The organism is Planococcus sp. BI3 (genome assembly GCF_056680115.1).
The window spans coordinates 742,456-769,097 of record NZ_CM155266.1 but is presented as its reverse complement, the minus strand read 5'-3'; the positions used below and the strand labels follow the sequence as shown (position 1 = coordinate 769,097).

Genomic DNA, 26,642 nt, shown 5'->3' with positions numbered 1-26,642 from the left:
AACGGAAGTGATTGGCATGCGAAAAATTGAAGCGGTAACAGCATTGATTCGTTTGCGCGGAGATTTTCCGCATGAACAAGGAATGGACGCCTGGCGTGATTCTTATGCACAAAAAGCAGCGCGGATCAACGGCGTGCTCGAATACCGGCAGCATCATTTCAGCACGAATCAACCTGGACATTGGCCGAGTCTCTCTGGAGTAGACACCATGGTCCAACGGTTACACCGAATCGACGGAATGGAAGAGTATGTATTAAAAACAACCGCAGCCAAACGGCACCGGCAACTTACCGGCATCTATGGGAAACCTGTATTCACCGATAAGGTGTTCTATAAGGCTCGCCTGAAACACAGCCGAATGCTGCGTCATCCCACTCGCCATTCACAAGCAACTTACCGGGAAATCGTGCTGATCCGCAAGAAACCATCCTTCCGGCTGCGTGATTTCCAGTCATTCATCCAACACAGTCTGGCCCCTGCCATTGCCGCAATTCCCGGTTTTTCGGAAGTCCGTTACCAATTGTTCGAGGCATCCGAAAAGAAACGGAATACATCCATTCGGGATTATGAAGCAATGCTGGTTCTTGGTGCCGCGGACGCTCCTGCATTCCTGAAGGCGCTCGAATCATCCGCTTTGCTGGCAACTCAGGAGGAACAGAAAAAATACTGTGCAGCGATTCATGCCTATTCTGTTGCGGCATCCTATGTATTCACCAAAGCTGGCCGGCCGACGCTTCCGCAAACCAATCCTGAACCCAAACCACCCTTGGAGCCGGTACGAAGGAAACTGCCGCCTGCGCCACCGCGTGCCGCCCGCAAATCCAGCCGAACTGCTTTCCCACGCGCCTGGCGCATTCCGCTCAGCGGCTACGGGCCGGAAGATGTCGTCGTTGATGGACAGGGGCGATTGATCTGCGGCGTGGAAGATGGGCGCATTTTGCGCATCGATCCGGAGCGGCCTCTAGAAGAAACCATCGCTGATACCGGTGGCCGCCCCTTAGGCCTTGAAGTTCTGTGGGATGGGCAGCTGTTGATATGCGACGCCCAGAAAGGTCTGCTTCGGCTGGATCCAGAGGCTGGTGTGATCGAAACACTGGTCCAGTATGTCGACGGGGTCCCGCTCCGTTTTTGTTCCAATGCCGCAGCCGCAAGGGATGGCACGATTTGGTTCACGGAATCCAGCAGCCGCTATGACTTTGGACAGTATACAGGCGCCTTGATGGAACACCGGGCATCTGGTCGGTTGTTCCGGCGGGATCCAAGTGGGCGCGTCGAAGTGGTTCTGGAAGGCCTGCATTTTGCCAACGGCATCACACTGTCGAGTAACGAACAGGCCGTGATCTTTGCAGAAACGGATGGCTACCGCCTCAACCGGCTATGGATACGGGGAGCTCTTGCCGGAAAGAGGGAAATTCTGGCTGCCAACCTGCCGGGGTTCCCGGACAATATCTCTCGCCTAAGCGAAGGCACGTTCTGGGTGGCTATGATGACGAACCGCAATCCGTTACTTGACCGGCTGGGCACGGCGCCTGCGTTTTTGCGAAAGCTTTTGTGGCGCGTGCCGGAACGCCTGCAGCCAAAAGGCGCGAAAACCGCTTGGGCCATGCTTTTTGATGAACAGGGAAACCGCCTGTTCGATCTGCAGAGTTCATCTCTTGATTATCACGCCGTGACCGGAGTTGTGGAATCGGGCGGCATGCTGTATTTCGCCAGTATTGAAGAACAGGCGCTGCTCGCTGTGGAATTAATGCCTGAGAAAAATAGAAATCAACCAGCCGCTCAGCTGCTGTAAACAGAAACAGCTGAATAAAATCTGCTTTGAAACGGATTGTTTTCCATAGAGCATTACACCTTTCTCTGGAATATTGTATAGTTAATAAGGATTTATTATAGAAATGAAAGGTGTTATCTTGATATGTTGCAGAACCCCACAGGAAGAAAACGGCTCGGTCTGGCCTTGATCCTCAGCATGCTCGGCATACTGGCTCCGCTGAATATCGATATGTACCTGCCGGCTTTTCCGGCGATCGCAGACGAATTGGATGCACACGTCTCGCTCGTCCAGCTCAGTTTGACGGCTTGCTTGATTGGACTTGCGGCAGGGCAAATCGTCGTCGGACCATTCAGTGATGCAGTCGGCAGGCGCAAACCGTTGATCATCTCGGTCATCCTGTTTGCGCTGTCGTCCGTGCTTTGCGCAGTAGCGCCGAACATCGAAATGCTGATTGCCGCTCGCTTTTTGCAAGGATTCACTGCTTCGGGCGGTGTGGTCCTTTCCAGAGCCGTGGTCAGTGACATCTTCACCGGCCGTGAAATGACGAAGTTCTTCGCATTGCTCATGGTCATCAATGCCGTGGCTCCGATGGCCGCACCAATTGCAGGCGGCGGCATCTTGGCATTGCCGTTTGCAGGCTGGCAAACCATCTTTTATTTTCTTGGCTTGCTGGGTGTCATCATGGTGATCGTCGTCATCTTCCGCCTGCCGGAGACCTTGCCGCCGGAAAATCGTGTTCCGAGCTCGCTTGGCCATTCTGTTAAAACGATGGGCAGTTTGTTCAAAGCGCGCCCTTTTATCGGCTACGCTCTGGTGGTCGGCTTGGTCCACGGCGGCAGTTTCGCCTATGTTGCCGGGACGCCTTTTGTCTACCAGGAGATTTACGGCGTGTCGCCTCAAACCTTCAGTGTGCTGTTTGGCATCAACGGCATCGCGATGATCATCGGAAGCTTTATCATCGGCAAATTCGGCGGCATCGTTTCTGAGCACCGTCTGCTTCAGGGAGCGGTTATAGTTGCAGCCAGCGCGACGTTCGTCTTGTTGGTCATGACAATCATCGAAGGGCCGCTCGCTTCACTCGTAACGTCGATTTTCATCTACATGATCGCAATCGGGATGATCTTCACCAGTTCGTTCACCTTGGCGATGAGAGGCCAGAAACACCGCGCGGGAAGTGCCAGCGCGGTTGTCGGCATGCTGCCGCTGGTCATCGGGGCTCTCGTATCGCCGCTTGTCGGCATCAACGAAACCTCGGCTGTTCCAATGGGCGCCATCCTGTTCGGCACGTCGGTCCTTGGTATGCTTGCCTTTTTCGGACTGACCGGACACAAGGGAAAAGTTGCTGTGAATAAAAAATAAGGATTAGTCAGGCAAACGCACGTATGCGGTTTGCTGAATGGAAACAGGAGCGGGAGAGATTTCTTCCACTCCTGTTTTTTGCTATTTTAATCGGTGTCTCCTTACTTGCTTTTACAGGCTCAAATAATGAATCAGAGATGAGAAGAATCTACAGAATCAAACTCAGAAAACGATTAATTTCCTAAATTCATCTGTAAAGTGTTCGTAATAGTACATGCAAATTCGCGAACGTTCGTAAAGTGTTTTGATATGTTTACGAACGCTGTTTTTGGTCCTTTTCAGCCCTTTTCAAGGTGTTCGTAAAAGTGTACTTTTGCGAACGGTTTTAACAGTGATTGAATAAATTTGAAAATTTACCAAAAAGTATCTTAATCATGCGATAATCTAAAATAAAAAGAAAAACTAAAAGTTTTTACACGTTAACGGGTGTACAGGCAAAGCTTTTCTCAATGCCAGCTTGTTATATGAAAAAGAGTACTAATTATATTAGGAGGTAGGCCAAAAATGAAATCCATACGAGTGACAAAGTACAACCCAAGAAATAGAGACGCAAAGGGGCATTATACCTTAGTGGATGAATGGACCAGCATCTCTGATGTCGGCGATTCATATGAAAACCAAGTTTTTACAATAGACCAATACCTGGCCGCCGAAGAAAAATATATAAAAGCTGTGGAAGTGCTCCTGCAAAACACCGGCGCCACTAATCTGAAGATTGTATCTTTGGAAAATCACAATAATGAAACAGACTTAGATTTAGCAGAAGGGAAGACTATTCCACGAAGATTGGTTAAGGAACTGGTCAAGATGATTCTCCGAGAAAGGGTTTGGGGGAAACTGGTTGCCAAAAATCAATTTGAAGTACATTTTGGCTATGATTACTACATGTATTTTGTGGGAGAAAGCCTTACAAATGAGATTGTAGAAGAATTAAAAAGAATCGAAGGTTTGTATGTGGAAAATTTTCAATCTCCTTATCTTGATCAATGAAGTAGAAGTATCAATGCAAAGATAGCCAATGCTTTGAAGGATCGAATGTAATAAAAGTGCAGTAAGGTTACATTCAAATTACAGTTTCAAGGGATTTTCCATCTGAGGTTTAGAAATGGAGGTATAAATAGTGCGATTAAGTGGACAAGATATTGAAAAGAGATTAATGACTACGAACTACATTGATACAGAATTAAAAGAATTAGATTTTAATAACAGCAATCATTTAGTGACAATGAAATATAGGGATTCAACGGATGAAGAGATAAAAGAAAGAGAATATACAGTTCTGTTTAAAGAATGTTTTTCAGCCACCTTCAATACCTGGTTGGAAGGGGCACAAGGAGATATTCCACAATCACCAAATGACATGGATTTCTATTTTCACGACATCTCGATTAAAGATGTTGTTGTGAACGGTGTCCATCTTTATGAAGTTGAAATGGTTATTCCCATGATGGGTTGTCAGCTCACCTGTAAGTCGATTGAGATAGTTAGAAGTGAAGATTGAATGTAACTTAATGTGAATTAAGTTACATTCAAAACATTAGAAAATGAGTATTAACACGGTAATTAATCATGCTGCTAAAAAGGATGGGATGTAGTGAATTGGAATAAGATTAATAGCTCTACAGACATTGGAAATTTCATGGATCTCTTCGGAGGATTTCACGACAGCTGTTTGAAAGAACTTTATATGTCGACGGAGACTTTCGTTGATGAAGACCTCTCCATGAGTATGTCGGTCAATCTAGATACATGCGTCCGTATTTTATTCCAAAGACAAGTCCGAGGTCCCTCGGCCATCGAATTGCTCTTTAAAGGGGTCACTCACTTTCATATACAACCACGTTCAGAAGACCAGGACTCAATCATCTATGGAGCAAAACTAGTACTAGAAGAAGGACAATTCTATTGGGCAGAGGATGAAGAATGGCAAATTAATCACCCTCCTGTAAGCTGGATTTCCGCTAAAGAGCTCCACTGGCGAGATGTTAGCCAATGGATGGGCAAAGAGCAACGATATGGCGTAATTAGCAATGAAGAAAATCTGTAAGTAATGTGAATTCCGAATGTAACTTATAAGCAATTAAGTTACATTCAAAAAACTATTTTATTAAGCTTTGAAGAAGTATGGAAAAGAGGCTTTGCAAAACTTATTTTTTAAAAAATGAGGTCGGATCGATGAAGAAACAAGTGTTAAAAATTCTAGATAAACATTATAAGAATTACGATTTCCCCATCTTAGAAAATGCGAATTTTGATTTATCTCAGGCTCGTTTAGAGGTTTACTTGAATGAGGAAGATGATTGGATTATTTCCATTCAAACCGTAGGAGTTTCAGAATCTGCCCCATCTATGTGGATCTACTTGTACAGCAACGTACTTCCTGACACCTTCTTGTTTATCGCGGATGATGAAGTAATTGCTTTAACTGCTGATTAAGACATATTCGATGATCAAGGAGCGTTTCAAATAGATTTATTTCAGGACAAGGTGCTAATTCAAAGGAATGAGTACTCCTTTAACTATACGGATGACAGCTATAAAGCGAAGGGGATGGTAGTAAAAGATACCGATTCCTATCCTACTTACTTTATGCGCATGCTTGCTGAAGTGACTGAGACAAGAGAAATGCTATGGTGCAAAGAGGAAGAGTTAAAAGAAACATTGAATTTACCGCAAAATTGGAAACTATTCTACCGGACAGATAACTGGGAACACACAGAAGTCGAAGAAGAAAAACCAAGCAAAAGCCTGTTCTTCAAAAGTCTAGCTGAGGCAATGGAGAAAAAAGACAAATCGGTTATTGAGTTAGGGAAAGTAAATACTCACTGGAAAAATTGGGTGGATTACGATTTTGAAAATCAAGCTGATTGGGAGTACTAATTCTCTTTTAACTTGATTTCCTAATATCAGTTTGAAGAGTCTTTTTTATTGAATCTGAATGTAACATAAGTCTAAGTAAGTTACATTCAGAATCCTAGTTTTAAGGTGCAGGAAAAGACGGAGAATAAGGGGCGACATAGGTGGAAACGAGGGGTTAGCCAACAAATAAAGGGATATGGGGTGAGAACATGAAGGACGGCGAATTAAAGAGACAAATAACCGAGCTGGTTTCCAATCGGAAATTAGAGAAAGCGGAAGCTTTATTGATCGATTATGTACACAAAAACCCCGACGATCTAGAAGAGTGGAATCGATTGATTATCCTGGAAACCTTAGCTCCCATTGAGGATTATGAACAGGCAGCTGAGTATACCAAAGAGGCGCTGACGCATCACAACGACCAGGCGATTTATTTCGTTTTGATTTTGCTTTTTTCTCGCTTGCATAGGGGAGAGTTGGATCATGTGTTGGTTGAACAAGCAAAGGGTGCGCTAAACAAAGCAGATCCGGAAATTGCTTCCATGATTTCCCTTCTCCTTGCCAGCTACTATGAACGGAGAGATAGCGTCCAATATGAGGCCTTCTTAAAAAAATCGATCGAGGCCTATCCTTATTTTGTTAAGAACTACCTGGAATTAGGGCAATATTATGTAGCGAATGGGCAGAGGGGGCTTGGGAAAGAGTTGATCAGAAAAGGTCTGGCTCAAGTGCAGCTTATCTACAAAACAGAAGATGACGACGAAGAGCTCGATTGGCTGGATATTGACCGCTATGTAAATGAAATGCTCACCCGCGTTTTCATCACGGAATCTAGTTATAACGATTTTGAGGAATTGCTGCAACAGGAATAGCGCAGCGAGTCTCCAGCCTGGGATGGGTCTGTATTCGGATGAACAGCCGATAGGGAATTCAAGAAAATTTCTACTCAATTTGAATGTAATTTAAGTCTAATTAAGTTACATTCAGATTCAATGAAAGTGAGCTTTGTTTTATTTGACCAAAAGGAGGGACTAGTTTGGATGTTACCAAAGTGATGGCTTACTTCTGCTTAGTAGGTGACCATTTTCCACTTGAAGAAATTACCGAAGTACTGACCATTGAACCGACTGAAACTTATACTAAAGGCGATATTATTGAAAAAAACAGAGCTACTACGTTTTCACCAGAAGTAAGGAAAAGAGTAGAAACCGATTGGACGTTGAGTACAGGATATCAAGATTCATACGACATCAATGACCAGTTGAAGTCACTGTTGAATTTTCTTGAAGGAAAACAAAAAGACATAATCAGACTAAAAAAGAAATATGAACTAACATCTATTTTTATAATCGTCATAGAAATTGAAAATAACCAAACACCTGCTATGTGCCTCGAAAAGGAAATCATTGATTATGCAAGTACAATCGGTGCTGAAATACATTTCGATTTATACGTAATGTAGCTAAAACTTGAATTTCATGAAACATCTGTAGAATATTTTTATTGGATCTGAATGTAACTTATCTACAAGTAAGTTACATTCAGAATCCACATTCTATTGACTTCACGAGAAAACTAAGCGAAAGTGGACTTGCTAGAAAGAATGATACACTCAAAAAACTATTCTATAAGGTTTAGAGTCAGAATTGTGATGTACATATTTACAATATCAAAAGGAGGAGGAGGAATGTGAAAAAGGTAATTTCATTTTTTATTATGGCAGTTATTTTTAGTGGTTGTACAAGCGAAGAGGAGAATATTTCTTCGGAAAGTGTCACTAACGAAGACAATTATATTTTCACAGGCAACAACGAAAATTGGGAAGTATCTTATGAAGTAGATGTTATTAATAAAGGGCAAGGTGAAAATCAAGTAGATGAAAATGGGACAGTTAAATTTATCGGTGAGGATGAAGCTCCAGAAATGATAGATTACAAACTTGCAACTGAAACTGGTTTAAACAGTTCTGAGGGAACTGGTACACCAATTTATGGTGGAGTCGGAGGTTTTGCACAAGGATCTTGTGGAAATTGCATTCCTGTACAAGTTGATGAAGAACTAGAATTAGAAATTATCTGGAACGGTAAGTCAGAAAAAATAGTATTAACAGCTGACGAATAACATCGCTTTAAACTTTCAAACGGCGCAGTTTTTCGAAGTTTTACCTATTAGTTTAGTTTACATATCATCAGGTTATCGGAAGTTCATAACACTAAAGAAGGAAAACGCTAACTGAAGATTATCCTCTCTATTTTTGTCTGTAAATTCATACAGTTATTAGCTTTTTTATAAAAGGACAAAACTAGGGGCATTTCTTCATTGAAGAAATGCCCCTAGTTTATTGTTTTCGTGGACGGAATTTATTTAGATACAGAAAATTTGGATATATAAACTGCCGCTAGAGATAATCGAACGGTTTAACAATGGGTGGAGTATCAATATTAAACTCAATTTGCGACGAAACTATTTTGGAAAATAAATGGAGTAGCAAGTTGAATATACTGTTCAGCTGGCAAAGAACTGTTCTGTTTCCAGTCTAATGTTGCTCCATATATACTGGCGCTTATTATAGTCGCGCCGACGGTAATGGCATTTGAATCCAGAAGGGGATTTTGTTTCTCTAGAATCGATTTTAACTTATTCTCTAACACCATTTTTATTTTTGATTCATAAACAGAACTGAATAAGTTAATGCTTCGTCTGCAGTGGGAAGGCAAATCTTTTTCCAACTCTTTCCGAAACTTGATGAGAATCATGAAAATGTTGCTGATTGTTTCTTGATTGATGGTGTCGTAATCCAAAAGAACTTTTCCGATTTCCTTCAAAATGTTTTCAGAAATGCAACTCTCCATTAAATCGTACTTATCCTCAAAATGCGCATAAAAAGTGGCACGGTTTACCGTCGCTTCATCGGTTATATCCTTGATGGTTATATCTTTAAAGTCTTTTTTAAGCGTGATATTCATAAAGGCATCCATTAGGAGTTTTCGCGTTCGTAAAACTCGTGGATCAATTTTGGTCTCCATCCTCACTTCTCCTCTCTTCCTAACGTACCCTATAAAGAAAATGGGAACATGTCTAATAAAACTTCCCCTTATCAATAATCGCGGGTCAACCTTTCGTAAGATTAACTATACAACATATGTAGCTTAAACTAAAGAAGTTGAGTTGATGGACAGCACACAGATGATTACTTAACCGACAAAATCATTGAAATGTAGTTTAGACAACAATCAAGTGTTATTGATGATTGAACAATCAATAGGGTTCCCTTAGAATCAACTGGGTAACAGCCATATATCATCGGGATATGATTAACACGCTAAATACTATTTAACCAGCGGAGGCTTATCGATGGACAACAAAGTTGATTGTGATATTCGCCAGTTATTAGATAAAATTTCATCCAGGATGCGCCGGGATTATAGTAAAAGCCTCAGGGAACTGAATCTTTATGTAGGTCAGGATAATTTGCTCGCCCGTTTATGGTCGAGCGATGGAATCACACAGATGCAACTATCTGAACATCTGAAATGTGAACCGCCTACAATCACAAATATGGTGAAATCGCTGGAGCAAAATGGGTTCATTTACCGTAAGAAGGATGCGCAGGATGCCCGAGTGATGCGCATTTATCTGACCGATAAGGGCAAAAAAATAGAGGAATTGGTTGATTTTAAGTGGAAGCAGCAACAAAACAAATTACTGCATGATATCTCTAAGGAAGAACGCTTGATTTTGAGAGAATTAATGCTGCGGATGGAGAAAAATTTGAAATAATTTTTTTCAAAATGATTAGCAGGCTAAATATTCGATTCTTTTCTGTCATTTTGACACCGCGATTAACAAGAGAAGAGGTGCAAACGGTGGAAGTGGAGGATATTATTCTCACTTGTATAAAAGAACAGCCAGGCATAAGCGCAAAGAAAGTGGTTTCTTGTTTGGATTCAAAAACAAGCGATCTCAAAGGAAGAGAAGTAACAAATTCGCAAGCTTCGATTTATAAACAATTAAGGACGCTAAAAAAAAGGGGAAACCTTCACAATAACGGCGACCGCTGGTACGTACTGAAAGGCAATATTGGATAAGCATCTTTTAAAGGGGAGACAGCAAATTGGTCAAGGTTGAAATTATTAGAAGTGTTTCTAATGGGGAAATCATCTCTTACGTTTCTAAGGGACATGCGAATTATGATGGACATGGCAAAGACATTGTCTGTGCAGGGGTATCGGCTGTCACTTTTGGAACGGTTAACTCAATAGAAGCATTGTTGGAAATTGTGCCAGATCACACAATATATGAAGGCTTTTTGAAAATAGACATCCCTGAACGAATTGAGCCAAAAACTTTTGAGCAGGTACAGCTTTTGTTGGAATCAATGGTCGTCATGTTAAAATCGATCGAAGAATCTTACGGTGAATTTTTAACTATTAAAGAAACTATAAAATGATTTTCTTGATTTTACAGGAGGAAGACATGTTGTTTTTCACTTCTCTAACATATCGTTATTTAGCGATATGTTAGAGAATTAATATGATTGCGATATTTGAAGGGAGATTATTATGAAAACAAAACACATGACTATCGGAGTTGCTATGTCAGATTTCTATGGAAGTCATCCAAATGCATGGCGTTCTGAGGAAACAGATCCATTAACTTACATTAATATTGATGAACAAATTAAATATGCAAAAATTGCTGAAAATGGGGGGCTTGACTATATTTTTATGCCGGACAGAGTTTTTTTACATCTTGGTTTTACCGGTATTGTTAATTTTCCGATCGATTCTATTGTCCAATTATCGGCAATTGCTGCTCACACAAAACATATCGGATTGATTCCAACATTATCTACTTCCTTTAATGAACCTTACACGATAGCTCGACAGCTTCGTGCATTAGATCTAATCAGCAAAGGGAGAGTGGGATGGCAAGTCGTTCCTAGTTTTGAACCGGATGCATTTGCCAATTATGGCCAAAGTGTACCTAATAGTAGAGATAAATATGAACGTCTTCATGAGGTGGTTCAGATTACACAAGCATTATGGGGAAGTTGGAAGAAAGAAGCAGGTGAGCCTAATCAGGAGACTGGCGTGTTCTTAAATAATGAGCATATCCAGCCAATTAATTTACAAGGGAAATATGTAGGGGCTCGTGGTCCTTTGCAGGCACCTCCTTCACCACAAGGGCAACCGATTTTGGTAATGCCAGCAGCTAGTAATTCAGGAATTCAGCCAGCTGGTATGTATGCCGATGCAATCATTGGAATGCCAAATACTATTGAAGAGTCTGTTCGTTTACGAGGAATTTTTCGTTCAGCAACGCAAGATGCGGGAAGAAATGCGGATGAAATTAAATTTATGACCTTTTTCACATTTGGACTAGGAAAGACGCGCCGCGAGGCACTAGACCGGAGACGCGCAATGGAAAATCCAGAAGATTTGCCAGAACGATTGAGACATCTCTCAATGCTCTTAGGTATCCCACTTTCTGAATCAGCTGTAGACGAACCATTAAAGTCTATTCAACTCCGCGCGCTACAACAGAATCCCCACGTTAATAAATCAACTCAAGCGATTCGACTCGCTAAAGAGGGTTATTCACCGCTAGATATTATTGCTCACGGTGTTCTAGATAATACGCCTGGTGTGGTGGGGACTGCTGAAGATGTAGCAGATTATTTACAAGAATGGTTTGAAGCAGGCGCAGCCGATAGTTTTGTTATAGTTCCTGATCGACTTAGTGATGCTTTATCCGACTTTGTAAATCAAGTAATTCCTGTTTTACAAGAACGTGGCTTGCGTCCAGAAAACTACATGGGTAACACCCTCCGAGAAAATATGAATCTAGATTATCAGCTAGGCGTTGACCCACGTATTTTAAATGAATCAGATCAGATTAAATGATTAAAAAATATAAGATTAAAGATTGTAGATAGTTATAGAACGTTTGACTCGTTATTGTCTATTTATTTTTGAGTCATATTAGCAAGGAGATACGATATGAAAATAAATTAGGGGGATTTAGTTGTGTCTGAAAAAAAACAAATGTTGCTTGGTTTAGGATTTACAGGGGCATTCGGTGCAAATGCTAAAGCTTGGAAAAGTGAGGGTGTCAATGCGACTACTTATCCAGATATTAATGCAGATATTCGCTATGCTCAACTTGCTGAAAAAGGTAAATTTCAATTTATATTTGTAGGTGATTTCCCTGGAGCAATACCCGATGATAACAGGGAGGTGCCATCGATGACGCTTGAACCTATCATTACTGCCACTGCAATATTACAACAAACAAAACACATTGGTGTGGCGTCAACTGTACATACTCAGTGGAATAATCCTTTTACTTTAGCTCGTCAACTTAAAGGGATAGATGTAATGAGTGGTGGACGTATTGCTTGGAATGCTGTTACGGGATCAAGTCCAAAGGCAGCAGAAAACTTTGGTGTAAAACTAATGGATAGTAGATCACGTTATGAAAGTCATTATGAGTTCGTAGAAACTGTACAGCACTTATGGGCAACATGGGGAAAAGATGCTCTAAAAGCTGATAAAGAAACCGGTGTATTTGCGGATTATAGCCAAGTAAAACCTGTTCATATATCTGGTAAACATATACAGGCAATTGGAGCCTTGCCACTTCCACCTTCACCACAAGGACAACCGGTCATCTTTCACTCGGGTGGATCTCCAAATAGTATTGCGTTTGCAGGACGCTATGCGAGTGCAATGATTGGTGAAGTGTGGACGATAGAACAAGGTATTGCTACAAGAAATGCACTACGCCAGGCTGCGATAGACGCGGGTCGACATCCAGATGAGATTAAATTTATCGCAGGACTCATGCCGGTTGTTGCAAATTCTAAACGTGAAGCAATAGATCGTCACGCAAGTTTCATGGATGAAAATACAGTACAACAACGTGCATTTCATATCGGAATGGTATTAGGAATCAGCTTAACTCCTGAAGATTTAGAACGCCCGATCGCACCAGAACTTTTAGACAAGGTAAAAATCGACCGTTACTCTGATCCTCGTGCTGAGAATGTTTTAAAGGTGGCGCGTGAAGGTTGGACATTACGCGATATCATTTATCATTCTGTGATTGATTACCATCCTGCAACATTAGGTGATGCAAAAGAAACTGCGGATTACCTAACTGAAATGTTTGAAAGTGGCGCAGCAGATGGCTTTTGGATACTACCAGATGCTTATGAAACCGACTTAAAACGTTTTGTAGAAGAAGTGGTCCCTATCTTACAGGAACGTGGTATATTCCATGAAGATTATGATGGAGAGACATTAAGAGAAAATCTTGGTGTGCCCTATCAATATGGCGTAGATAAACGATTATCTTAATAGAAGTAATATCGAGCACAGGCTGATAATGGCCTGTGCTTCTTTATGAGCGTAAAAAACCAGGTCTTAAGAAAGCACGTAAATCACCACGGTTCTCAAAACGTTAATAGAAACTAGTTTTCAGAACTATAAATTCTATTCATAAAAGCTTCCGAAAACTTGTCGGCATTTTAGTTTACATATCAAAATTTATCAGAAGGAAAGAAGGGATCAATCTAACTTCTTTCCTTCTTTTGTTTGTTTAAGTGTATTTTGCGAACACTTTTCTTTCATTAACAGCGGTGTCTTTGCTTCTTTTATTTAATACTAAAGTTAGGAAAAGTTGTGACGGATTACTGCTTTTGTGTGTCTAATTAGATGAGAGGATGGTGATTCTATGGAAACGGAGTCCTGGTTCGAAGATTATGCTGAGGAAATCTATAAATACATCTTATTTATGGTGAAGGATAAAGCGACTGCAGAAGATCTGACGCAGGAAACATTTATCAAGGTTTTTGTCCATTCCACCAAATTCACAGGAGATTCCGCAGTCAAAACCTGGCTTTACCGGATCGCTTATACAACGACAATGAACCATTTTCGCAAAAAGCATCCGGTTTCTGCCCTTTTCGATTTACCTATCAACAGAAAAAGCGCAGAAGAGACTTTCCTGGAACAAGATGATCTGAAGGAATTGCATCAGGCGATTGTCCGTTTGAAGTTGAGTCATCAAAAAGTGATTATTTTAAGAAAAATCCAATTGCTGTCTGTCAAAGAAACTGCTGCTGTCCTCGGATGGAGCGAAAGCAAAGTGAAAATGCAGCTCTCCCGGGCCTTGGTATCATTAACGAATTCCATCAAGAAGCAAGGAGGGGTAAGCTATGAAAAATCGACAAGATGAGGACTTCAAAAGACTGTCCGACGCTTTTTCGCTGACTAACGAATCGAAGGAAAAAATGCGGCGCGCTGTTTTAAATGCACCGCGAAAACGAAAGAACTCGCTTGCGCCTAAAATCATCGGAAGCATTTTGGCGGTTTTTGTCCTGACGCTCACGTATCTCCTGGTTTTCGATGGTCCGAATATAGTGACGAACATGAGTACCGGAGAAATCATAGATGGGCAAACTTCAGCGACTTTGTCCAGTGTTCCAAGAACGGAACGGACCTTCACCGTGGAGTGGTTATCCGATTCAATGGATAGGGGAAATCATGAGTTAGATACGTCTGTCCATGGCAAGTTGCTTGTTTCAGAAGACGTTGAGCCTTTGGAACGCGGTGATATCCTCTATTACCAACACCAGGGAGAAAATCAGTTGGGACGTCTTATCGGGTTGTCTGGGGAAACAGTGGAGATACAAGAAGGACAAGTTTATGTAAACGGAAAGAAACTCAACACTTTTTATGGGGTTGCAACTAGCCTCGGCCTCACGAAAGACGCATATTTTGAAAGAGTGGATGCAGAGAACGTCAACATAATAGAGATGGAAGACTATTTCGCTACGTCGATGGAACCTGTCACAGTTGGTGAAGATGCCGTCTTTGTCTTGGTGGATATGTGGTGGAGAGGGAGGGACAGCAGAGAGTACGGTCCCATCCCCATTGAACAGCTTCAGGGAAAAGTGTTGGGATATGAAGAATGAATATTGAAGAAGCTGCTTTTTAGCGCTTAAATCAACTCACTTTTCATCATTCGGACAGGGGGGAAAGAAATATAAAGTCACATCTTCACTAAGGTGAACTGGAACACTAGCTTTAAGAGCCGCTATCACAGCAGCTCTTCTTTTTTTTCCGTCAAGGTGTATTTTTACGAACGCTTTGAACCAGAAGAATCCATGAAATATAAAAGAGTATTGTCTCATTATGCTTGGTTAAGGTGGAATCTACATTTCATATACGAATCAGGGATGCATTGATATACTAAAAACTAGAAGAGAAGAAGTGAATTGGGATCAGAATTTTTTCAAAAGCTTTAATAGGAGCAATTGCTATCCATGGTATATATTTCACTACTGCTTTTGCAGTAGGATACATAAAAATACTGAATTATAAACCAGATTGGGAAGAAGCCTGGGCAAATGTAGAAAATCTGCCAAGCGAAATTGCTTTCGGCTATGCATCTTCGCCTTTTTTGTACGTAAGTTCGTTTTTGACGACGGTATTAGCATGTGGAATTATTTTAAGTATATATGATAAATTCTCCTCCAATTCTTCCGAAGCAGGGGTATCATAAACCTTTTATATTTAGCGAATCTGAATGTAGCTTAAGAGCAGTTAAGTTACATTCAAAGTGCTATCAAACCTCAGTTTTATTTATTTATAAATAGTTCTTTTGCATAACAAATTCTTGGTATAGAATCTGTACACGTATCTCCTAAAATTACTCTCACCTCATCTTGCGCACGCAAACTATCTCGATTTAGTTTAGTGTCTTGAAGATTTTGAATACTGGTTTCATCGTTAACATTAACCCATATTACTTTCTCATTTTCTTGTAGCTCTTGTGATAGTTCCAAAAGAATTTTATCTTGATTTATATCCGTTATAGTCCCAGACACCTCATGAGTTGACTGTTCTAAAGTTTCAGTATTTTCTTCTTGTTCTTGGCATCCACTCAATAATAAAATTAATATAAAAAACCAAGTTTTTTTCAATATATCGTCTCTCCTTTTCTTTATAAAACAATGAATACCTCACTTTTTATTTAGACGAGAAAAACACTTTATAGTTACATTAATTGGAAAAATGATAAGTTCTCACTTAATAAAACTAATATAACTTATTAGCAAATAAGTTACATTCAAACTCAAAGATAACCCCCGATCAGCCATCTGGCCAATCGGGGGTTATTCCATGCGCGATTGTTAACTTTTCACGAGATCGGAACTGGTTTTTTTCTCGTCTTGCTTCTCGTCATATTCTTGCATCAGGGAAGGAACATCCGTCTGAAGGGCTGCAGCTAGCGATTTCAAGCTTTTCAGGGTCACATTCTGACTTCCATTTTCAATGCGAGATACCACGTTTTGCTTGGTGTGCATACGCAAAGCGACTTCGCTTTGCGTAAGTCCAAGCCGATTTCGTTGGCGAATGATGTTGCGAGCGAGTGTGTATTCCAGTTCACTGTCCGCCCATTCCTTAGCAAACTCTGGATCTTTTAGGTTTTCTGCTACGTAGCTTTCCAAAAAACTCATATCGAATCCCTCCCTTTTTGTCGTAAATAATCGTCTCGATAGCGTTTGGCACGATCGATTTCACCCTGCGGTGTTTTCCCGGTTTTCTTTCGGAAACCATTTAACAAGATGAATTCGCCATTTTCGTAATGGAAATGGAACGCGCGAAAGATATTGTTGCCTAAAACCGTCCGAAGTTCATAGATGTCCTGATCGATTGGCCTTCGGTGTGGCATCCGCAGTGTCGGATCTAACTCTCCCAGTAATTGAATGGTGCGCAATACCTTGGCTCTTTCCTTTGGCGGAAGCGAGTTTAAAAACTCGGCAGCCGGTTCTTCACCATTGTCTTTTTTATATGCATTGACTGTCCATTTCGACTTTTCCATACACCAAATATAACATATAAGTAATAAAATATCGAGCATGCTAAACAGGATGTGAATGTAACATATTGCTAAGTAAGTTACATTCAAAATCTCTATTCCCACGAAATTCAGAGAGCTAGAAGAGAAAGTAAATTTGTTAGAAAAATGATACATTCAAAAGGCAATTGAAGCTTAACTTTTCTCCCTTTCTATCTGTAAACTTCTGCTTTTTAAAATTGCTTAAATGGCAATCCAGCCCTAAAAATTAATTCTACTTCACACCTTGAACCTATTCCAATAATGAATTTAAATGGTAAAATTTATAAAAAGAAGAGTCGGAAAATTCTTGATAATCATAAAAAATTTTATAAAAAGGTGCTGGCTAAATGCATAACTATACTTTATTGGAGAGTGCCTTATTTTTCTCTTCATCCTTCAATTTCGAGAAGCTGAAAAAAGAAGTGGATGGAAAGACCGTCTTGATAACCGGAGCGAGTTCAGGGATCGGAAAAGAGCTCGCCTATCTATTGGCGAACACTGCTGCACATCTGATTCTGGTGGCCCGCAGAGAAGAACGCATGAACGTCATGAAAGTGGAAATCGAAAAGGCTTCAGCCAGTGTAACGGTATTCCCTGTAGATTTGCGAAATGAAGAGGAATTAAAGAGATTGCTGGCATTTCTTCATCAATTATCGGATGGTTTGGATGTCGTCGTGAGCAATGCCGGAATCTCCATTAATCGTCCAATTGCCCAGTCGTTGGACCGCTACCATGACTTTACGCGTACCATGGCGCTTAATTACTTTGCTCCGGTACAGTTATTGCTGTCGCTCATTCCGGTGCTTGAGAAAAAGAACGGGCATATCATTAATGTCTCCACCATCAATGCTTTGCTGCTTCCTATACCTTACTGGGCTGCCTACCAGGCGTCGAAAACTGCTTTTGATACGTGGTTGCGCTCGGCAGAGCCGGAACTGAAAATCAAAAACATTTCCACGACCTCAATTTATCTGCCGCTGGTGAAAACACCGATGATAGAACCGACTATTGCTTATCAGACTTCATCGGCCATGTCGCCTGTCCATGTTGCTGAAATTATCGGACACGCTTTGTATACGAAAAGAAAAGTCTATAAACCCTGGTGGCTGATTTTCGGGCAAGGGGCTTCGGTCATTTTCAGAGCGCCATTGTCGTTTATCATCCCCAAATTAATAAAGAAAAAGGAGCGTGAAAGGGACAATGTTTAATTTGCTGAAAATATTGTCGCTTCTCGATTTTCTTTCACTGTCAAAGTTAGGCCGTCTGGGATTCGCAATTCATCAAAACGGCATCAATCTCATGCTTTTATTTACGTTAACGGAAAAAAGGGGAGACGAGAAAACCGCTTTGGTGGATAGCCGTGAAACACTTAGTTATCAGGAGCTGCAGAAACGGTGTGAAAATCTCGTTCATTTTCTGAAAGATCGGTATGGGATTGGGAAAGGGCAGAAAGTGGCGTTTTTATGTAAAAACCACGCGTCGTTAGTGCAGGGTATTTTTGCTGCTTCACGCCTGGGGGCAGATTTATACCTGCTCAATAGTTCCATGAGCCAATTGCAGTTTAACCGGTTAGTGGAAGAGCATGACTTCGATTTTTTGGTTTATGACAATGAGTTCAGTGGTTTGATTGAAAGGTCTCCTTATCGGAATCCGAAAATCAGCAGTTATCATGAAAAAAATGAAGCAATCAGCACTTTGCCAGATGTGTCTCTACATAGAAAACAAAAACTGGCACCCTCTTCCAGCGGAAAGATCGTGTTGTTGACCGGGGGGACCACTGGAAAGCCAAAACAAGTGATTCACCGGCCATCCCTCTTTAATTTCCTTGATCCTTTTGCTGCTTTACTAAACCGCCTGCAGCTACCAAAATACAGCACCGCCTATATTGCGACGCCGATTTACCATGGCTATGGCATCGCCGTGCTGTTATCATTTCTTGCTTTGGGAAAGAAAGTGGTCATTCAGGAGAGCTTTGTTGCGAAAGGAGCCTGCGCCCTCATTCGGCAGCATCAAGTAGAAGTGGTCACGGTGGTTCCGCTGATGATTCACAAAATGTTGAAGCACGATAAAGAAGCCCTCGGTTCCCTAGCATGCATTGCAGCTGGAGGTGCGAAACTCAATCCGGTATTGGTGAAGGAAGTGAGCCAGCTTCTGGGGGATGTCTTATACAACTTGTACGGAACTTCGGAAGCAGGTTTGAATATCATTGCTGCACCTGAAGATTTAAACTATCATGCCAACACCCTCGGAAAAGTGATCGCCGGAGGCCAATTGCAGGTGGTAGAGGAAGGAAAAGAAGTTGGACCAGGCAGCATCGGCCAATTTTGTATTCGGAATAGGTGGTCGATGAAGAACAGCCCAAGCCGCTGGATTCAAACAGGCGATATCGGATACCGAGACGAGAACGGCTATTATTTCCTGTGCGGGCGAACAGACGACTTGATCATTTCAGCGGGCAACAATATCTATCCGCTGGAAATTGAAGTTGCTATGACCAACCATCCGAGTGTAGAAGACGTCGCTGTAATCGGAGTTGAGGATGTCTACGCTGGTCAAATTCTGAAAGCATTCGTCCAGCTGTATGAAGATGAAAAAATGACTGAAGAAGCACTTTTAAGCTGGTTACGCACACGAGTGGCAGAATTTCAAATCCCACGTGAAATCACTTTTGTTGAGGAGCTGCCTTATTCACCCGTTGGAAAGCTGGACAGAAAACAAGTTCAAACAATTACAAGCAACGATGGCTGGGGAGTTTAAGAGTGGGATTTATAAAAATTAAATGTCACATACGAAATGCTGTTTTATAAAACTACAAACTTGGAACTTCAATTGATAGGTTACCATATGAGGGACTATCGGCAGATATTAATTAAAGAAAAGAAAAATAAGATGCTCAATTGAGCTGAACCCCAAATGGCAGACACGCTAAAAAATTGTGTCTACTTTTGCGAAACATTTTGTACAACAGTTAAATTTTGCTACACTGAGTTCTTTTTGTTTCTTGAGCCACTTTTTTAATGCGATAAGCTGAACCGATCTTAACGAAAATAGGGTTGTCAGCGTAAAACAAACAATTGGGAATCAAAAAAACTGACAACCCCAGAGTAAAGAGTAGTCAGTTTGAAGAGGTCAGTCGTTTTCGATAGATAGAAATTCACCAGTCTCAGCATTTAAGTGCACATCGACTTCTTTGTTTCCTTCTTTGAATTCGCCTGTAAACAATGGCATATTTGTATCATCATCTGCTTCTAAATTCCACGAAACGAGTACCGCATTTGGTGCTTCGTCCACCGATGCTGCAATCAGTTCTTCACTGGTCATCAAATCATCAACCATTAACTCTCGGTCATCATGGTCTGCATCTTTCTTTTCGGTGTTATTTTTTGTTTCTTCTCCGTTTTCAGCATTGATTTCCCATTCAATTTCTTGAGTATCATCAAAACCATTAATTTCAAATGAATATTCTCCGAAATCCTTGTCAAAATCAACGGAAGAAATAGCTGCCGCAGGATAAGCTTCCTGGAAAGCGGCAATCGCTTGCTCATACGTTACTGAAAAACTTTCTCCTTCAAAGTTGGCTGTTTCAGCATTAGAATCAGTTGATTCCATTGTTGAACTTGCTGAATCATTTGCGGGTTCTTCTTGGCCGCCGCACGCTGCTAATAGGAGCATTGCACTCCCACCGATCATGCCTATTTTTAATTTTGTTATCATTGTCTTTTCTCCTCCTGTTTAAGATTCTATAGTAACACACCTAGGGGTATGCAGTCGTTTGCAACCTTCGTCCAATCAATAGAAAGAAATAAGCACAGAATAGCCTATATTTTTAAATGGCTTAGGGAGAAAGTATTGCTTGTCGTATTTTCTGCGACACTTTCTTCCTGGAACGCGGGGATATCCTTTATTATCAAGTTCAAGGAGAAGACCAGTTGGGACGCCTCATTGGATTACCAGGGGAAACAGTGGAAATACAAGAGGGACAAGTGTATGAGGACGGCAAAAAACTCAACACTTTTTATGGGGTGGCAACTAGTCTTGGCCTAACAAAAGACGAGTATTTTGAAAGAGTGGATGCCGAAAATGTTGAGACAGAAGAGATGGAAGCATATTTTAATACATCGATGGAGCCTGTTTCCGTGGGTGAAAGGACCGTCTTTGTCTTAGTCGATATGTGGTGGAGAGGAAGGAATAGCAGAGAATACGCGCCTATCCCTTCTGAACAGTTGCAAGGAAACGTGTTGGGATACGGAGAATAGACATTGATCGAGAAACAACCCATTGCCATGAATAAGAAGAGATGACTATTCAGGTATGCATTTTGCTGAATCAAAACAGGAGCGGGGAGAATTTTCTTCCCGCTCCTGTTTTTTTATTTTCTGCTACTTTAATCGATATTTTCCGTAAGATTAGTCCATTTTTCCAGTAGGTAAGAATTCGTCCATTTATTTTCAATTCTTGACGAAGATCAAGTTATCTTTATTCGAAACGATTTATGATGAATGGGTAGAGAAAAATTAGCTAAAGAAAAGGGAGGCGCAAGAAAAACTGAAAATCAATAAGGGGCAAAGTGGTATGTAAAACCAGCACCCGAACACTACTAGGAGGAATTCTGTCATGTCTGAAACTACCACCCATGAACACCATCCGGCCACCGCGGCTTTTATGGTCAATCATTTAATCGCCAATCAAAATGTACTATTCGTAAAACTTCACCAATTCCATTGGTATTTACAAGGTCCGGAATTTTTTACATTGCACGGGAAATTCAATGAACTCTCTAACGAAGCAAACGAATATTACGATGCTTTTGGTGAGCGCCTGATTGCTATGGGCGAGAAACCGTATTCAACTCTAGCGGAATATTTGGAACATGCCTTTATCAGTGAGGAACCTTATGAAGCGCGCCTTTCTTCTGAAGACATGGTTGGCATACTAGTGGACGATTACCGGGTGATCCGGGATGTCACAGCCAAAGCGATTCATCTTGCTGCGAAAGAAGAAGACGATGTCACCGCGGACATGCTGACCGGTTACAAAGCCAGCCTTAATAAAAATGTCTGGATGTTGCAAGCTTATCTGGGACATGATGCCCTGGAAGGAGAAGACGACGACGAATAAGAAATAAATTATTTGGAGAAATAGATGCTTTGACGCATAGAACACCGCTTCCTATATTATCAACAGCATTCAAGATTAAAGAATTCACAACTCAGGAGGAATTTTAGTATGAAAGCAGCAGTATGGTATGGAGAAAAAGATATCCGCATCGAAGAAAGAGAGTTAAAAGCATTAAAAGACAATGAAGTAACGGTGCGTGTCGCATGGGCTGGCATTTGCGGCAGTGACTTGCACGAATACCAAGAAGGGCCGGTATTTGTCCCGACTGAAAAAGAAGACCAACTAACAGGTCAAGTAGCACCTCTTATCATGGGACACGAGTTTGCGGGCGTGATTGAAAAAGTAGGATCACAAGTAACCAAGTTTAAAGTAGGAGATCGCGTTGCGATTAATCCAACTTTGACATTTGGCAACAAACCGGAAGATATTGATCAATACGATGGTTTCAGCTTTATTGGTCTTCACGGAGACGGGGGCTTCACGACGTTTGCCAATGCACCCGAATCGAATGTTTACCTTCTTCCAGAAACATTAAGTTTGCAAGAAGGCGCGCTCGTTGAACCAACTGCCGTGGCTGTCCAGGCAATCAAAGAAGGCGGACTTCAATTTGGGGATACGGCCGCCATATTCGGTGCTGGACCGATTGGATTGGTGACCGTAATTGCCGCAAAAGCTGCAGGCGCAAGCAAAATCATCGTGTTGGATCTATCGGAAACACGTCTTGAAAAAGCCAAAGAATTAGGGGCAACCCATGTAGTCAACTCTGGAAACGAAGATCCGGTAGAAGCCATTCGCGCCATTGTTCCAGACGGAGTGGATGTATCGTTTGAAGTTGCGGGTGTCGCGCCCACATTTACCCAAGCGATCGCGTCGACAAAAGCACGCGGAACGATGGTGATTGTGTCGATTTTCGCGAGACCCATTGAATGGAATCCCCTTCAATTGACCAATACAGGCGTTAAAATCACGTCTTCGATCGCCTATACACCGACTTCCTTCCAACAGACGGTAGATTTGATGGGGACGGGCCAGTTGAATCCGCAAAGCATCGTCACTTCTCAAATCCACTTGGATGACATAGTGGGAAAAGGGTTTGAGGCGTTGACAAAAGATAAAACACAGGTGAAAATCCTTGTGGAATTAAGCGGTGAAAAGTAAGCAGTACGTATTCAAATGGTAACCCAATAAGAACTCACGCTCCGGGCTATCTCCAGTCTGAGGATAGATGGATTCAGCTGCCCATAACGATTGCTTTCTTGACGCAGATCAAGTTTATTTAAGCAAAGAACTTGTATGATGGAACAGTAAGAAGGAAACAAAAAAGAGAAATGCAGAAAGATCACTGAATATCCATGATCAGCCTAATTTTGTCCCGATGAGCACTAAGAAAATAGCAAAATAGAATGGAGCAAATATCATGACCATTAAAAAATTAGCAGATCTTCAAACATATGACGAGAAAAAAATGTCGAAGCAAATAGTTATAGAAGAAGCTAAAAGCAAAGTAATTGTCTTCAACTTTCTGCCAGGGCAAGTAATGCCTAAACATGGCCATCCACAAAAGAATGCGTATGTGTTTGTAGTCGAAGGAGAAGGCACCTGTTACCTGGATGATGTCGATTCTGCTGTCCAACCAGGAGATATCATTCACTGCAACCCACAGCAAAAAATCAGCATAGAAAATAACGGCACCACTTCGATGACTGTCTATGTGGTGCATGCAGACGAATAAATTATGAATAAAGATGAATAACGGGAAAGCCCGAGCCGATACCTCATCGGCTGGGCTTTTTTTTTATGTTTTTCTTTTATTTGCATGAGACCCGATAGTGCTGGAAATAAGGGTGTTCTAAAATGAGCATCCACATAATTCAGGATGCCTGCTGCTATTGTTTATCTCTAAAAAGGATGGGGAATTACTGTAGGAAGAATGCATCGAACTAACAAAGGGCAGGAGGTTTTACTATGGAAGAAGTAGTGATTCTAGGAACAGGACCGGCTGGGTTGACAGCCGCTGTTTATCTGGCAAGAGCGAACATGAAGCCACTGGTTATTGAAGGCGCGGAACCTGGAGGACAATTGATGTTAACGACGGAAGTAGAAAACTTCCCTGGATTTCCCGGGGGCATCATGGGACCCGAGTTGATGGACCATATGAGAAAACAAGCGGAACAATTTGGAGCCCGCTTTAAAAGAGGCTGGGTTACGGATGTTGATCTGAGTGAAAAACCTTATCAGCTGTCTGTTCAAGGAAAGGGGAATATCGAAACTCATGCACTTATTATTTCTACAGGAGCGACAGCCAAAATGCTGGGGATTCCTGGAGAACAGGAAAACATAGGGAGAGGCGTCAGCACATGTGCAACCTGCGATGGATTTTTCTTCCGCAATAAAAAAATAGTCGTTGTGGGCGGAGGGGATTCAGCCATGGAAGAAGCAAGTTTTCTGACGAAATTCGCCTCTGAAGTAGTCGTTGTCCATCGCCGGAGTGAACTTCGCGCCTCGAAAATTATGCAGGATCGAGCGCGGGAAAACGAAAAAATTTCATGGGCGCTCAACAAAACGCCTCTAGAGGTCATAACAGCTGACGGAAAAGTCGGAGGATTGAAGGTGAAAAACAATGCGACGGGAGAAGAAGAAGTGGTTAAAGCAGACGGGATTTTCGTAGCAATCGGTCATTTGCCAAACACTTCATTTCTTAAGGGGCAAATTGAAACGGATGAAATCGGCTATATCAAAGTGAAGCCTGGTACTACAGAAACGAATATACCTGGTGTGATGGCCTGCGGGGACGTGCAGGACAAAAAATATCGTCAGGCAATCACCGCTGCAGGCACAGGCTGTATGGCGGCATTGGACGCGGAACGCCACTTGGAAGGCCAGGAAATCATGGACTGGAGCCAGACCCTGCCCTGAGCTTTGGTTAGTTCTAATTGTAAGGTTTGCAGAGACGCACAAGAAGTCCATTCTTGTGCGTCCCTTTTGGCGGTAAATAGTTAAAACTGAGAGATTTAATCCGGAAAAAACAGCAGTATTGTACAGTGAAGATATAAAGAATGGATAATCCTTGACCGCTGATCAATGTCTGGCTGATTGAAGCACTCGACTCAATAATTCTATCTTCTTTTGAGAGATCATTATAATCGACACTCTTATCACTGTTCAGAAGGGCAATCACACAAATATAGGTTCAGTTAGTAAGAATACAATGTTTTGAGAATGTTGATTCAAACAAGTAAAATGTTCCGGATCATAATCAACGACGACAAAGCATCTAAAGGTAGTATAGCTATTAGGTATGGAAACTTGATTCAACATGGAAAGCTCTTCCTTTTGGTTCATGCTTTTCCAGAAGATATTTTAAACTCTCGATTATTTGGGGAGAAGAAGAAGTGTTGACATTTATTTGTTTTGCGTTATACTTTTTTGTGATAACTGAATTTTATGAAAACATATTTTATTCCCTCGTAATACCACCTAATTTAATAGGAGGCCCGTGAGAAGGGTTAAATAAAAAAATAGGTGGTCATGAATCGATGCCATTGCAATCCGGTACCATTATAAAAATTCAAGAAAAGAGGAGATTATCTAATGAGAAAATTGTTTCCTAGTAAACGTGAGGACTTTACCCCAAGCTTGTTTGAAAGCGGATTTGAAACTGATTTATTAGACCGTTTCTTCAAAGAATCCCATTACCCGAAAGTAGACATTAAGGAAGTAGATGATGGCTACGAGTTGAAAATGGATGTGCCCGGTTTCTCCAAGGAAGATGTCAAAGTCGAATACCGCGACGGCTATCTCGAATTGCAAGGTACCCACGAGGAGAACAAGGAGACGAAGGAAGACAATGGCCATTATATCCGAAAAGAGCGATCTTATGGCTCATTTAAACGAAGCTTCTATGTAGGCGATATCGATGAAAGCAAGATTCACGGATCGTTCAAGGATGGCATGCTGCAGTTGCAGGTTCCGAAGCCGGATGAAGAAGAAGAGAAGAAAAATGGCACGCAGATTCAAATAGAATAAATCTCAGGTGCACAGTTTATATAAAATCAAACAGATTCGATATGATATTTGATTAAATAAAGCCGGATTCGGAAACTCCCAAGGTTTTCGAATCCGGCTTTTACGCGTCGGCTAGGCAATGGCGACTGGCAATCGCAAATCAAAAAAAGCCGCACTCCAAAATCATGGGGACTTCAGACTGCAGCTTTCCAAATGACATGTAGTTTATACCGCGTATTGATCAACCTAGAAGTGTCAAACTGCTCCTGCTAAGTGCAAAGTACTCTTGCAGAAATGGCAGCGATGCATTCAGCCAATCCAAAGGCTAGTATTTTCTTGACTGCCCCTTTTTAAAAGCTTGTCTTAACTCGCATTCCTTATAATCATTTATCTGGCGGAATCATCTTTTTCAATAAAACAAGATGAAGCAGATTTCTTTATACTAAGTAAGTCATCATATAATTAATAAAAAAAGTTGAATAACCTGTTTATCCAGGACAATCGGGGTACACAAATAAAGAAGAAAAAATCGGTTGTTTGGACTAATTTTGAAAAGTAATCAAACTGGTGAATTCTTTCAATAATTCACCTTAAACGAAAAAAGATAATATTTCTT

Annotated in this window: 29 protein-coding genes and 1 pseudogene; 25 read left to right on the top strand and 5 right to left on the bottom strand. The window is 41.5% G+C overall.

Annotated features, from left to right (window positions below; translation table 11 throughout):
- Positions 1–16: 16 nt before the first annotated feature.
- From AC1MEO_RS03865 to AC1MEO_RS03825, 9 genes and pseudogenes are all read left to right on the top strand, one after another.
- Complete coding sequence (locus tag AC1MEO_RS03865) at positions 17–1,792, top strand: SMP-30/gluconolactonase/LRE family protein (protein ID WP_480334456.1); 1,776 nt, start codon at positions 17–19, stop codon at positions 1,790–1,792.
- A gap of 123 nt (positions 1,793–1,915) precedes the next feature.
- Positions 1,916–3,133, top strand: coding sequence for a Bcr/CflA family efflux MFS transporter (locus AC1MEO_RS03860; protein ID WP_480334454.1), 1,218 nt, complete (start codon positions 1,916–1,918; stop codon positions 3,131–3,133).
- Positions 3,134–3,637: 504 nt separating this feature from the next.
- Entirely contained in the window at positions 3,638–4,123 is a 486-nt protein-coding gene (locus AC1MEO_RS03855) for a hypothetical protein (RefSeq protein ID WP_480334453.1), read from the top strand.
- A gap of 130 nt (positions 4,124–4,253) precedes the next feature.
- Entirely contained in the window at positions 4,254–4,634 is a 381-nt protein-coding gene (locus AC1MEO_RS03850; protein WP_480334451.1) for a hypothetical protein, read from the top strand.
- Between the two features lie 93 nt (positions 4,635–4,727).
- Positions 4,728–5,180: a hypothetical protein gene (locus AC1MEO_RS03845; protein ID WP_480334449.1), complete on the top strand. Its 453-nt coding sequence runs from the start codon at positions 4,728–4,730 to the stop codon at positions 5,178–5,180.
- 77 nt (positions 5,181–5,257) lie between these two features.
- Positions 5,258–6,013 (top strand): annotated as a pseudogene (locus AC1MEO_RS03840) (DUF7003 family protein).
- A 188-nt stretch (positions 6,014–6,201) separates the two neighbouring features.
- Positions 6,202–6,864 (top strand): hypothetical protein, encoded by a 663-nt coding sequence (locus tag AC1MEO_RS03835; RefSeq protein ID WP_480334447.1) that lies wholly within the window; start codon positions 6,202–6,204, stop codon positions 6,862–6,864.
- Between the two features lie 182 nt (positions 6,865–7,046).
- Positions 7,047–7,454 carry a DUF4279 domain-containing protein gene (locus tag AC1MEO_RS03830; RefSeq protein ID WP_480336013.1) on the top strand — a complete coding sequence of 136 codons (408 nt, stop codon included), beginning with the start codon at positions 7,047–7,049 and terminating at the stop codon, positions 7,452–7,454.
- 227 nt (positions 7,455–7,681) lie between these two features.
- Entirely contained in the window at positions 7,682–8,113 is a 432-nt protein-coding gene (locus AC1MEO_RS03825) for a hypothetical protein (RefSeq protein ID WP_480334445.1), read from the top strand.
- Between the two features lie 326 nt (positions 8,114–8,439).
- Here AC1MEO_RS03825 and AC1MEO_RS03820 read toward each other — a convergent pair whose 3' ends face one another.
- Entirely contained in the window at positions 8,440–9,018 is a 579-nt protein-coding gene (locus tag AC1MEO_RS03820; protein WP_480334444.1) for a TetR/AcrR family transcriptional regulator, read from the bottom strand.
- A gap of 328 nt (positions 9,019–9,346) precedes the next feature.
- Between AC1MEO_RS03820 and AC1MEO_RS03815 the strand changes: the two genes are divergently transcribed.
- The 8 genes from AC1MEO_RS03815 (at position 9,347) to lepB (ending at position 14,972) form a co-directional block, all read left to right on the top strand.
- Entirely contained in the window at positions 9,347–9,772 is a 426-nt protein-coding gene (locus AC1MEO_RS03815; RefSeq protein WP_480334443.1) for a MarR family winged helix-turn-helix transcriptional regulator, read from the top strand.
- Between the two features lie 86 nt (positions 9,773–9,858).
- On the top strand, positions 9,859–10,080 hold the full coding sequence (locus tag AC1MEO_RS03810; protein ID WP_480334442.1) for a hypothetical protein: 222 nt from the start codon (positions 9,859–9,861) through the stop codon (positions 10,078–10,080).
- A gap of 26 nt (positions 10,081–10,106) precedes the next feature.
- On the top strand, positions 10,107–10,442 hold the full coding sequence (locus tag AC1MEO_RS03805; protein ID WP_480334440.1) for a ribosomal-processing cysteine protease Prp: 336 nt from the start codon (positions 10,107–10,109) through the stop codon (positions 10,440–10,442).
- A 112-nt stretch (positions 10,443–10,554) separates the two neighbouring features.
- Positions 10,555–11,898, top strand: coding sequence for an NtaA/DmoA family FMN-dependent monooxygenase (locus AC1MEO_RS03800; protein ID WP_480334439.1), 1,344 nt, complete (start codon positions 10,555–10,557; stop codon positions 11,896–11,898).
- A 123-nt stretch (positions 11,899–12,021) separates the two neighbouring features.
- Positions 12,022–13,353: an NtaA/DmoA family FMN-dependent monooxygenase gene (locus AC1MEO_RS03795; RefSeq protein ID WP_480334437.1), complete on the top strand. Its 1,332-nt coding sequence runs from the start codon at positions 12,022–12,024 to the stop codon at positions 13,351–13,353.
- Between the two features lie 35 nt (positions 13,354–13,388).
- Positions 13,389–13,460 (top strand): 30S ribosomal protein S9, encoded by a 72-nt coding sequence (rpsI, locus tag AC1MEO_RS03790; protein ID WP_157756165.1) that lies wholly within the window; start codon positions 13,389–13,391, stop codon positions 13,458–13,460.
- Positions 13,461–13,729: 269 nt separating this feature from the next.
- Complete coding sequence (locus AC1MEO_RS03785; protein WP_480334436.1) at positions 13,730–14,233, top strand: RNA polymerase sigma factor; 504 nt, start codon at positions 13,730–13,732, stop codon at positions 14,231–14,233.
- Complete coding sequence (gene lepB / locus AC1MEO_RS03780; RefSeq protein ID WP_480334435.1) at positions 14,214–14,972, top strand: signal peptidase I; 759 nt, start codon at positions 14,214–14,216, stop codon at positions 14,970–14,972. Before AC1MEO_RS03785 ends, lepB begins: the two co-directional genes overlap by 20 nt.
- A 666-nt stretch (positions 14,973–15,638) precedes the next feature.
- Here the strand turns inward: lepB and AC1MEO_RS03775 are convergent.
- The 3 genes from AC1MEO_RS03775 to AC1MEO_RS03765 all read right to left on the bottom strand — a co-directional run bounded on the left by AC1MEO_RS03775 (position 15,639) and on the right by AC1MEO_RS03765 (position 16,885).
- Positions 15,639–15,983, bottom strand: a complete 345-nt coding sequence (locus tag AC1MEO_RS03775; RefSeq protein WP_480334434.1) for a hypothetical protein — start codon at positions 15,981–15,983, stop codon at positions 15,639–15,641.
- Between the two features lie 210 nt (positions 15,984–16,193).
- Positions 16,194–16,520 (bottom strand): helix-turn-helix domain-containing protein, encoded by a 327-nt coding sequence (locus AC1MEO_RS03770; protein WP_211655506.1) that lies wholly within the window; start codon positions 16,518–16,520, stop codon positions 16,194–16,196.
- Positions 16,517–16,885, bottom strand: a complete 369-nt coding sequence (locus AC1MEO_RS03765; RefSeq protein ID WP_480334433.1) for a type II toxin-antitoxin system RelE/ParE family toxin — start codon at positions 16,883–16,885, stop codon at positions 16,517–16,519. The genes AC1MEO_RS03770 and AC1MEO_RS03765 overlap by 4 nt, the downstream gene beginning before the upstream one ends.
- Positions 16,886–17,250: 365 nt before the next feature.
- Between AC1MEO_RS03765 and AC1MEO_RS03760 the strand changes: the two genes are divergently transcribed.
- Both AC1MEO_RS03760 and AC1MEO_RS03755 read left to right on the top strand, forming a co-directional pair.
- Positions 17,251–18,111, top strand: coding sequence for an SDR family NAD(P)-dependent oxidoreductase (locus tag AC1MEO_RS03760; protein WP_480334432.1), 861 nt, complete (start codon positions 17,251–17,253; stop codon positions 18,109–18,111).
- Positions 18,104–19,660, top strand: a complete 1,557-nt coding sequence (locus tag AC1MEO_RS03755) for an AMP-binding protein (protein ID WP_480334430.1) — start codon at positions 18,104–18,106, stop codon at positions 19,658–19,660. Before AC1MEO_RS03760 ends, AC1MEO_RS03755 begins: the two co-directional genes overlap by 8 nt.
- A 372-nt stretch (positions 19,661–20,032) precedes the next feature.
- Here AC1MEO_RS03755 and AC1MEO_RS03750 read toward each other — a convergent pair whose 3' ends face one another.
- Positions 20,033–20,617 (bottom strand): PepSY domain-containing protein, encoded by a 585-nt coding sequence (locus AC1MEO_RS03750; protein ID WP_480334429.1) that lies wholly within the window; start codon positions 20,615–20,617, stop codon positions 20,033–20,035.
- Between the two features lie 215 nt (positions 20,618–20,832).
- Here AC1MEO_RS03750 and AC1MEO_RS03745 point away from each other — a divergent pair, with 215 nt between their 5' ends.
- The 6 genes from AC1MEO_RS03745 (at position 20,833) to AC1MEO_RS03720 (ending at position 26,047) form a co-directional block, all read left to right on the top strand.
- Positions 20,833–21,159: a S26 family signal peptidase gene (locus tag AC1MEO_RS03745; RefSeq protein ID WP_480334428.1), complete on the top strand. Its 327-nt coding sequence runs from the start codon at positions 20,833–20,835 to the stop codon at positions 21,157–21,159.
- A gap of 358 nt (positions 21,160–21,517) precedes the next feature.
- Complete coding sequence (locus AC1MEO_RS03740; RefSeq protein WP_480334426.1) at positions 21,518–22,021, top strand: Dps family protein; 504 nt, start codon at positions 21,518–21,520, stop codon at positions 22,019–22,021.
- Between the two features lie 108 nt (positions 22,022–22,129).
- Positions 22,130–23,179 (top strand): 2,3-butanediol dehydrogenase, encoded by a 1,050-nt coding sequence (locus tag AC1MEO_RS03735; protein ID WP_480334424.1) that lies wholly within the window; start codon positions 22,130–22,132, stop codon positions 23,177–23,179.
- A 259-nt stretch (positions 23,180–23,438) separates the two neighbouring features.
- Positions 23,439–23,753, top strand: coding sequence for a cupin domain-containing protein (locus AC1MEO_RS03730; RefSeq protein ID WP_480334422.1), 315 nt, complete (start codon positions 23,439–23,441; stop codon positions 23,751–23,753).
- Positions 23,754–23,986: 233 nt separating this feature from the next.
- Complete coding sequence (gene trxB / locus AC1MEO_RS03725; protein WP_480334420.1) at positions 23,987–24,937, top strand: thioredoxin-disulfide reductase; 951 nt, start codon at positions 23,987–23,989, stop codon at positions 24,935–24,937.
- A gap of 675 nt (positions 24,938–25,612) precedes the next feature.
- The gene (locus AC1MEO_RS03720) at positions 25,613–26,047 is read left to right on the top strand and encodes an Hsp20/alpha crystallin family protein (RefSeq protein ID WP_480334418.1); all 435 of its coding nucleotides are present in this window, start codon (positions 25,613–25,615) and stop codon (positions 26,045–26,047) included.
- The last annotated feature ends 595 nt before the right edge of the window (positions 26,048–26,642 follow it).

What these genes read in the sequence shown, in the direction of transcription:
- AC1MEO_RS03865 (WP_480334456.1), top strand. Translation starts at nt 17, where the DNA reads ATGCGAAAAATTGAAGCGGTAACAGCATTGATTCGTTTGCGCGGAGAT.
- AC1MEO_RS03860 (WP_480334454.1), top strand. Translation starts at nt 1,916, where the DNA reads ATGTTGCAGAACCCCACAGGAAGAAAACGGCTCGGTCTGGCCTTGATC.
- AC1MEO_RS03855 (WP_480334453.1), top strand. Translation starts at nt 3,638, where the DNA reads ATGAAATCCATACGAGTGACAAAGTACAACCCAAGAAATAGAGACGCA.
- AC1MEO_RS03835 (WP_480334447.1), top strand. Translation starts at nt 6,202, where the DNA reads ATGAAGGACGGCGAATTAAAGAGACAAATAACCGAGCTGGTTTCCAAT.
- AC1MEO_RS03830 (WP_480336013.1), top strand. Translation starts at nt 7,047, where the DNA reads ATGGCTTACTTCTGCTTAGTAGGTGACCATTTTCCACTTGAAGAAATT.
- AC1MEO_RS03820 (WP_480334444.1), bottom strand. Translation starts at nt 9,018, where the DNA reads ATGGAGACCAAAATTGATCCACGAGTTTTACGAACGCGAAAACTCCTA.
- AC1MEO_RS03815 (WP_480334443.1), top strand. Translation starts at nt 9,347, where the DNA reads ATGGACAACAAAGTTGATTGTGATATTCGCCAGTTATTAGATAAAATT.
- AC1MEO_RS03800 (WP_480334439.1), top strand. Translation starts at nt 10,555, where the DNA reads ATGAAAACAAAACACATGACTATCGGAGTTGCTATGTCAGATTTCTAT.
- AC1MEO_RS03785 (WP_480334436.1), top strand. Translation starts at nt 13,730, where the DNA reads ATGGAAACGGAGTCCTGGTTCGAAGATTATGCTGAGGAAATCTATAAA.
- lepB (WP_480334435.1), top strand. Translation starts at nt 14,214, where the DNA reads ATGAAAAATCGACAAGATGAGGACTTCAAAAGACTGTCCGACGCTTTT.
- AC1MEO_RS03770 (WP_211655506.1), bottom strand. Translation starts at nt 16,520, where the DNA reads ATGAGTTTTTTGGAAAGCTACGTAGCAGAAAACCTAAAAGATCCAGAG.
- AC1MEO_RS03765 (WP_480334433.1), bottom strand. Translation starts at nt 16,885, where the DNA reads ATGGAAAAGTCGAAATGGACAGTCAATGCATATAAAAAAGACAATGGT.
- AC1MEO_RS03760 (WP_480334432.1), top strand. Translation starts at nt 17,251, where the DNA reads ATGCATAACTATACTTTATTGGAGAGTGCCTTATTTTTCTCTTCATCC.
- AC1MEO_RS03755 (WP_480334430.1), top strand. Translation starts at nt 18,104, where the DNA reads ATGTTTAATTTGCTGAAAATATTGTCGCTTCTCGATTTTCTTTCACTG.
- AC1MEO_RS03750 (WP_480334429.1), bottom strand. Translation starts at nt 20,617, where the DNA reads ATGATAACAAAATTAAAAATAGGCATGATCGGTGGGAGTGCAATGCTC.
- AC1MEO_RS03740 (WP_480334426.1), top strand. Translation starts at nt 21,518, where the DNA reads ATGTCTGAAACTACCACCCATGAACACCATCCGGCCACCGCGGCTTTT.
- AC1MEO_RS03735 (WP_480334424.1), top strand. Translation starts at nt 22,130, where the DNA reads ATGAAAGCAGCAGTATGGTATGGAGAAAAAGATATCCGCATCGAAGAA.
- AC1MEO_RS03730 (WP_480334422.1), top strand. Translation starts at nt 23,439, where the DNA reads ATGACCATTAAAAAATTAGCAGATCTTCAAACATATGACGAGAAAAAA.
- trxB (WP_480334420.1), top strand. Translation starts at nt 23,987, where the DNA reads ATGGAAGAAGTAGTGATTCTAGGAACAGGACCGGCTGGGTTGACAGCC.
- AC1MEO_RS03720 (WP_480334418.1), top strand. Translation starts at nt 25,613, where the DNA reads ATGAGAAAATTGTTTCCTAGTAAACGTGAGGACTTTACCCCAAGCTTG.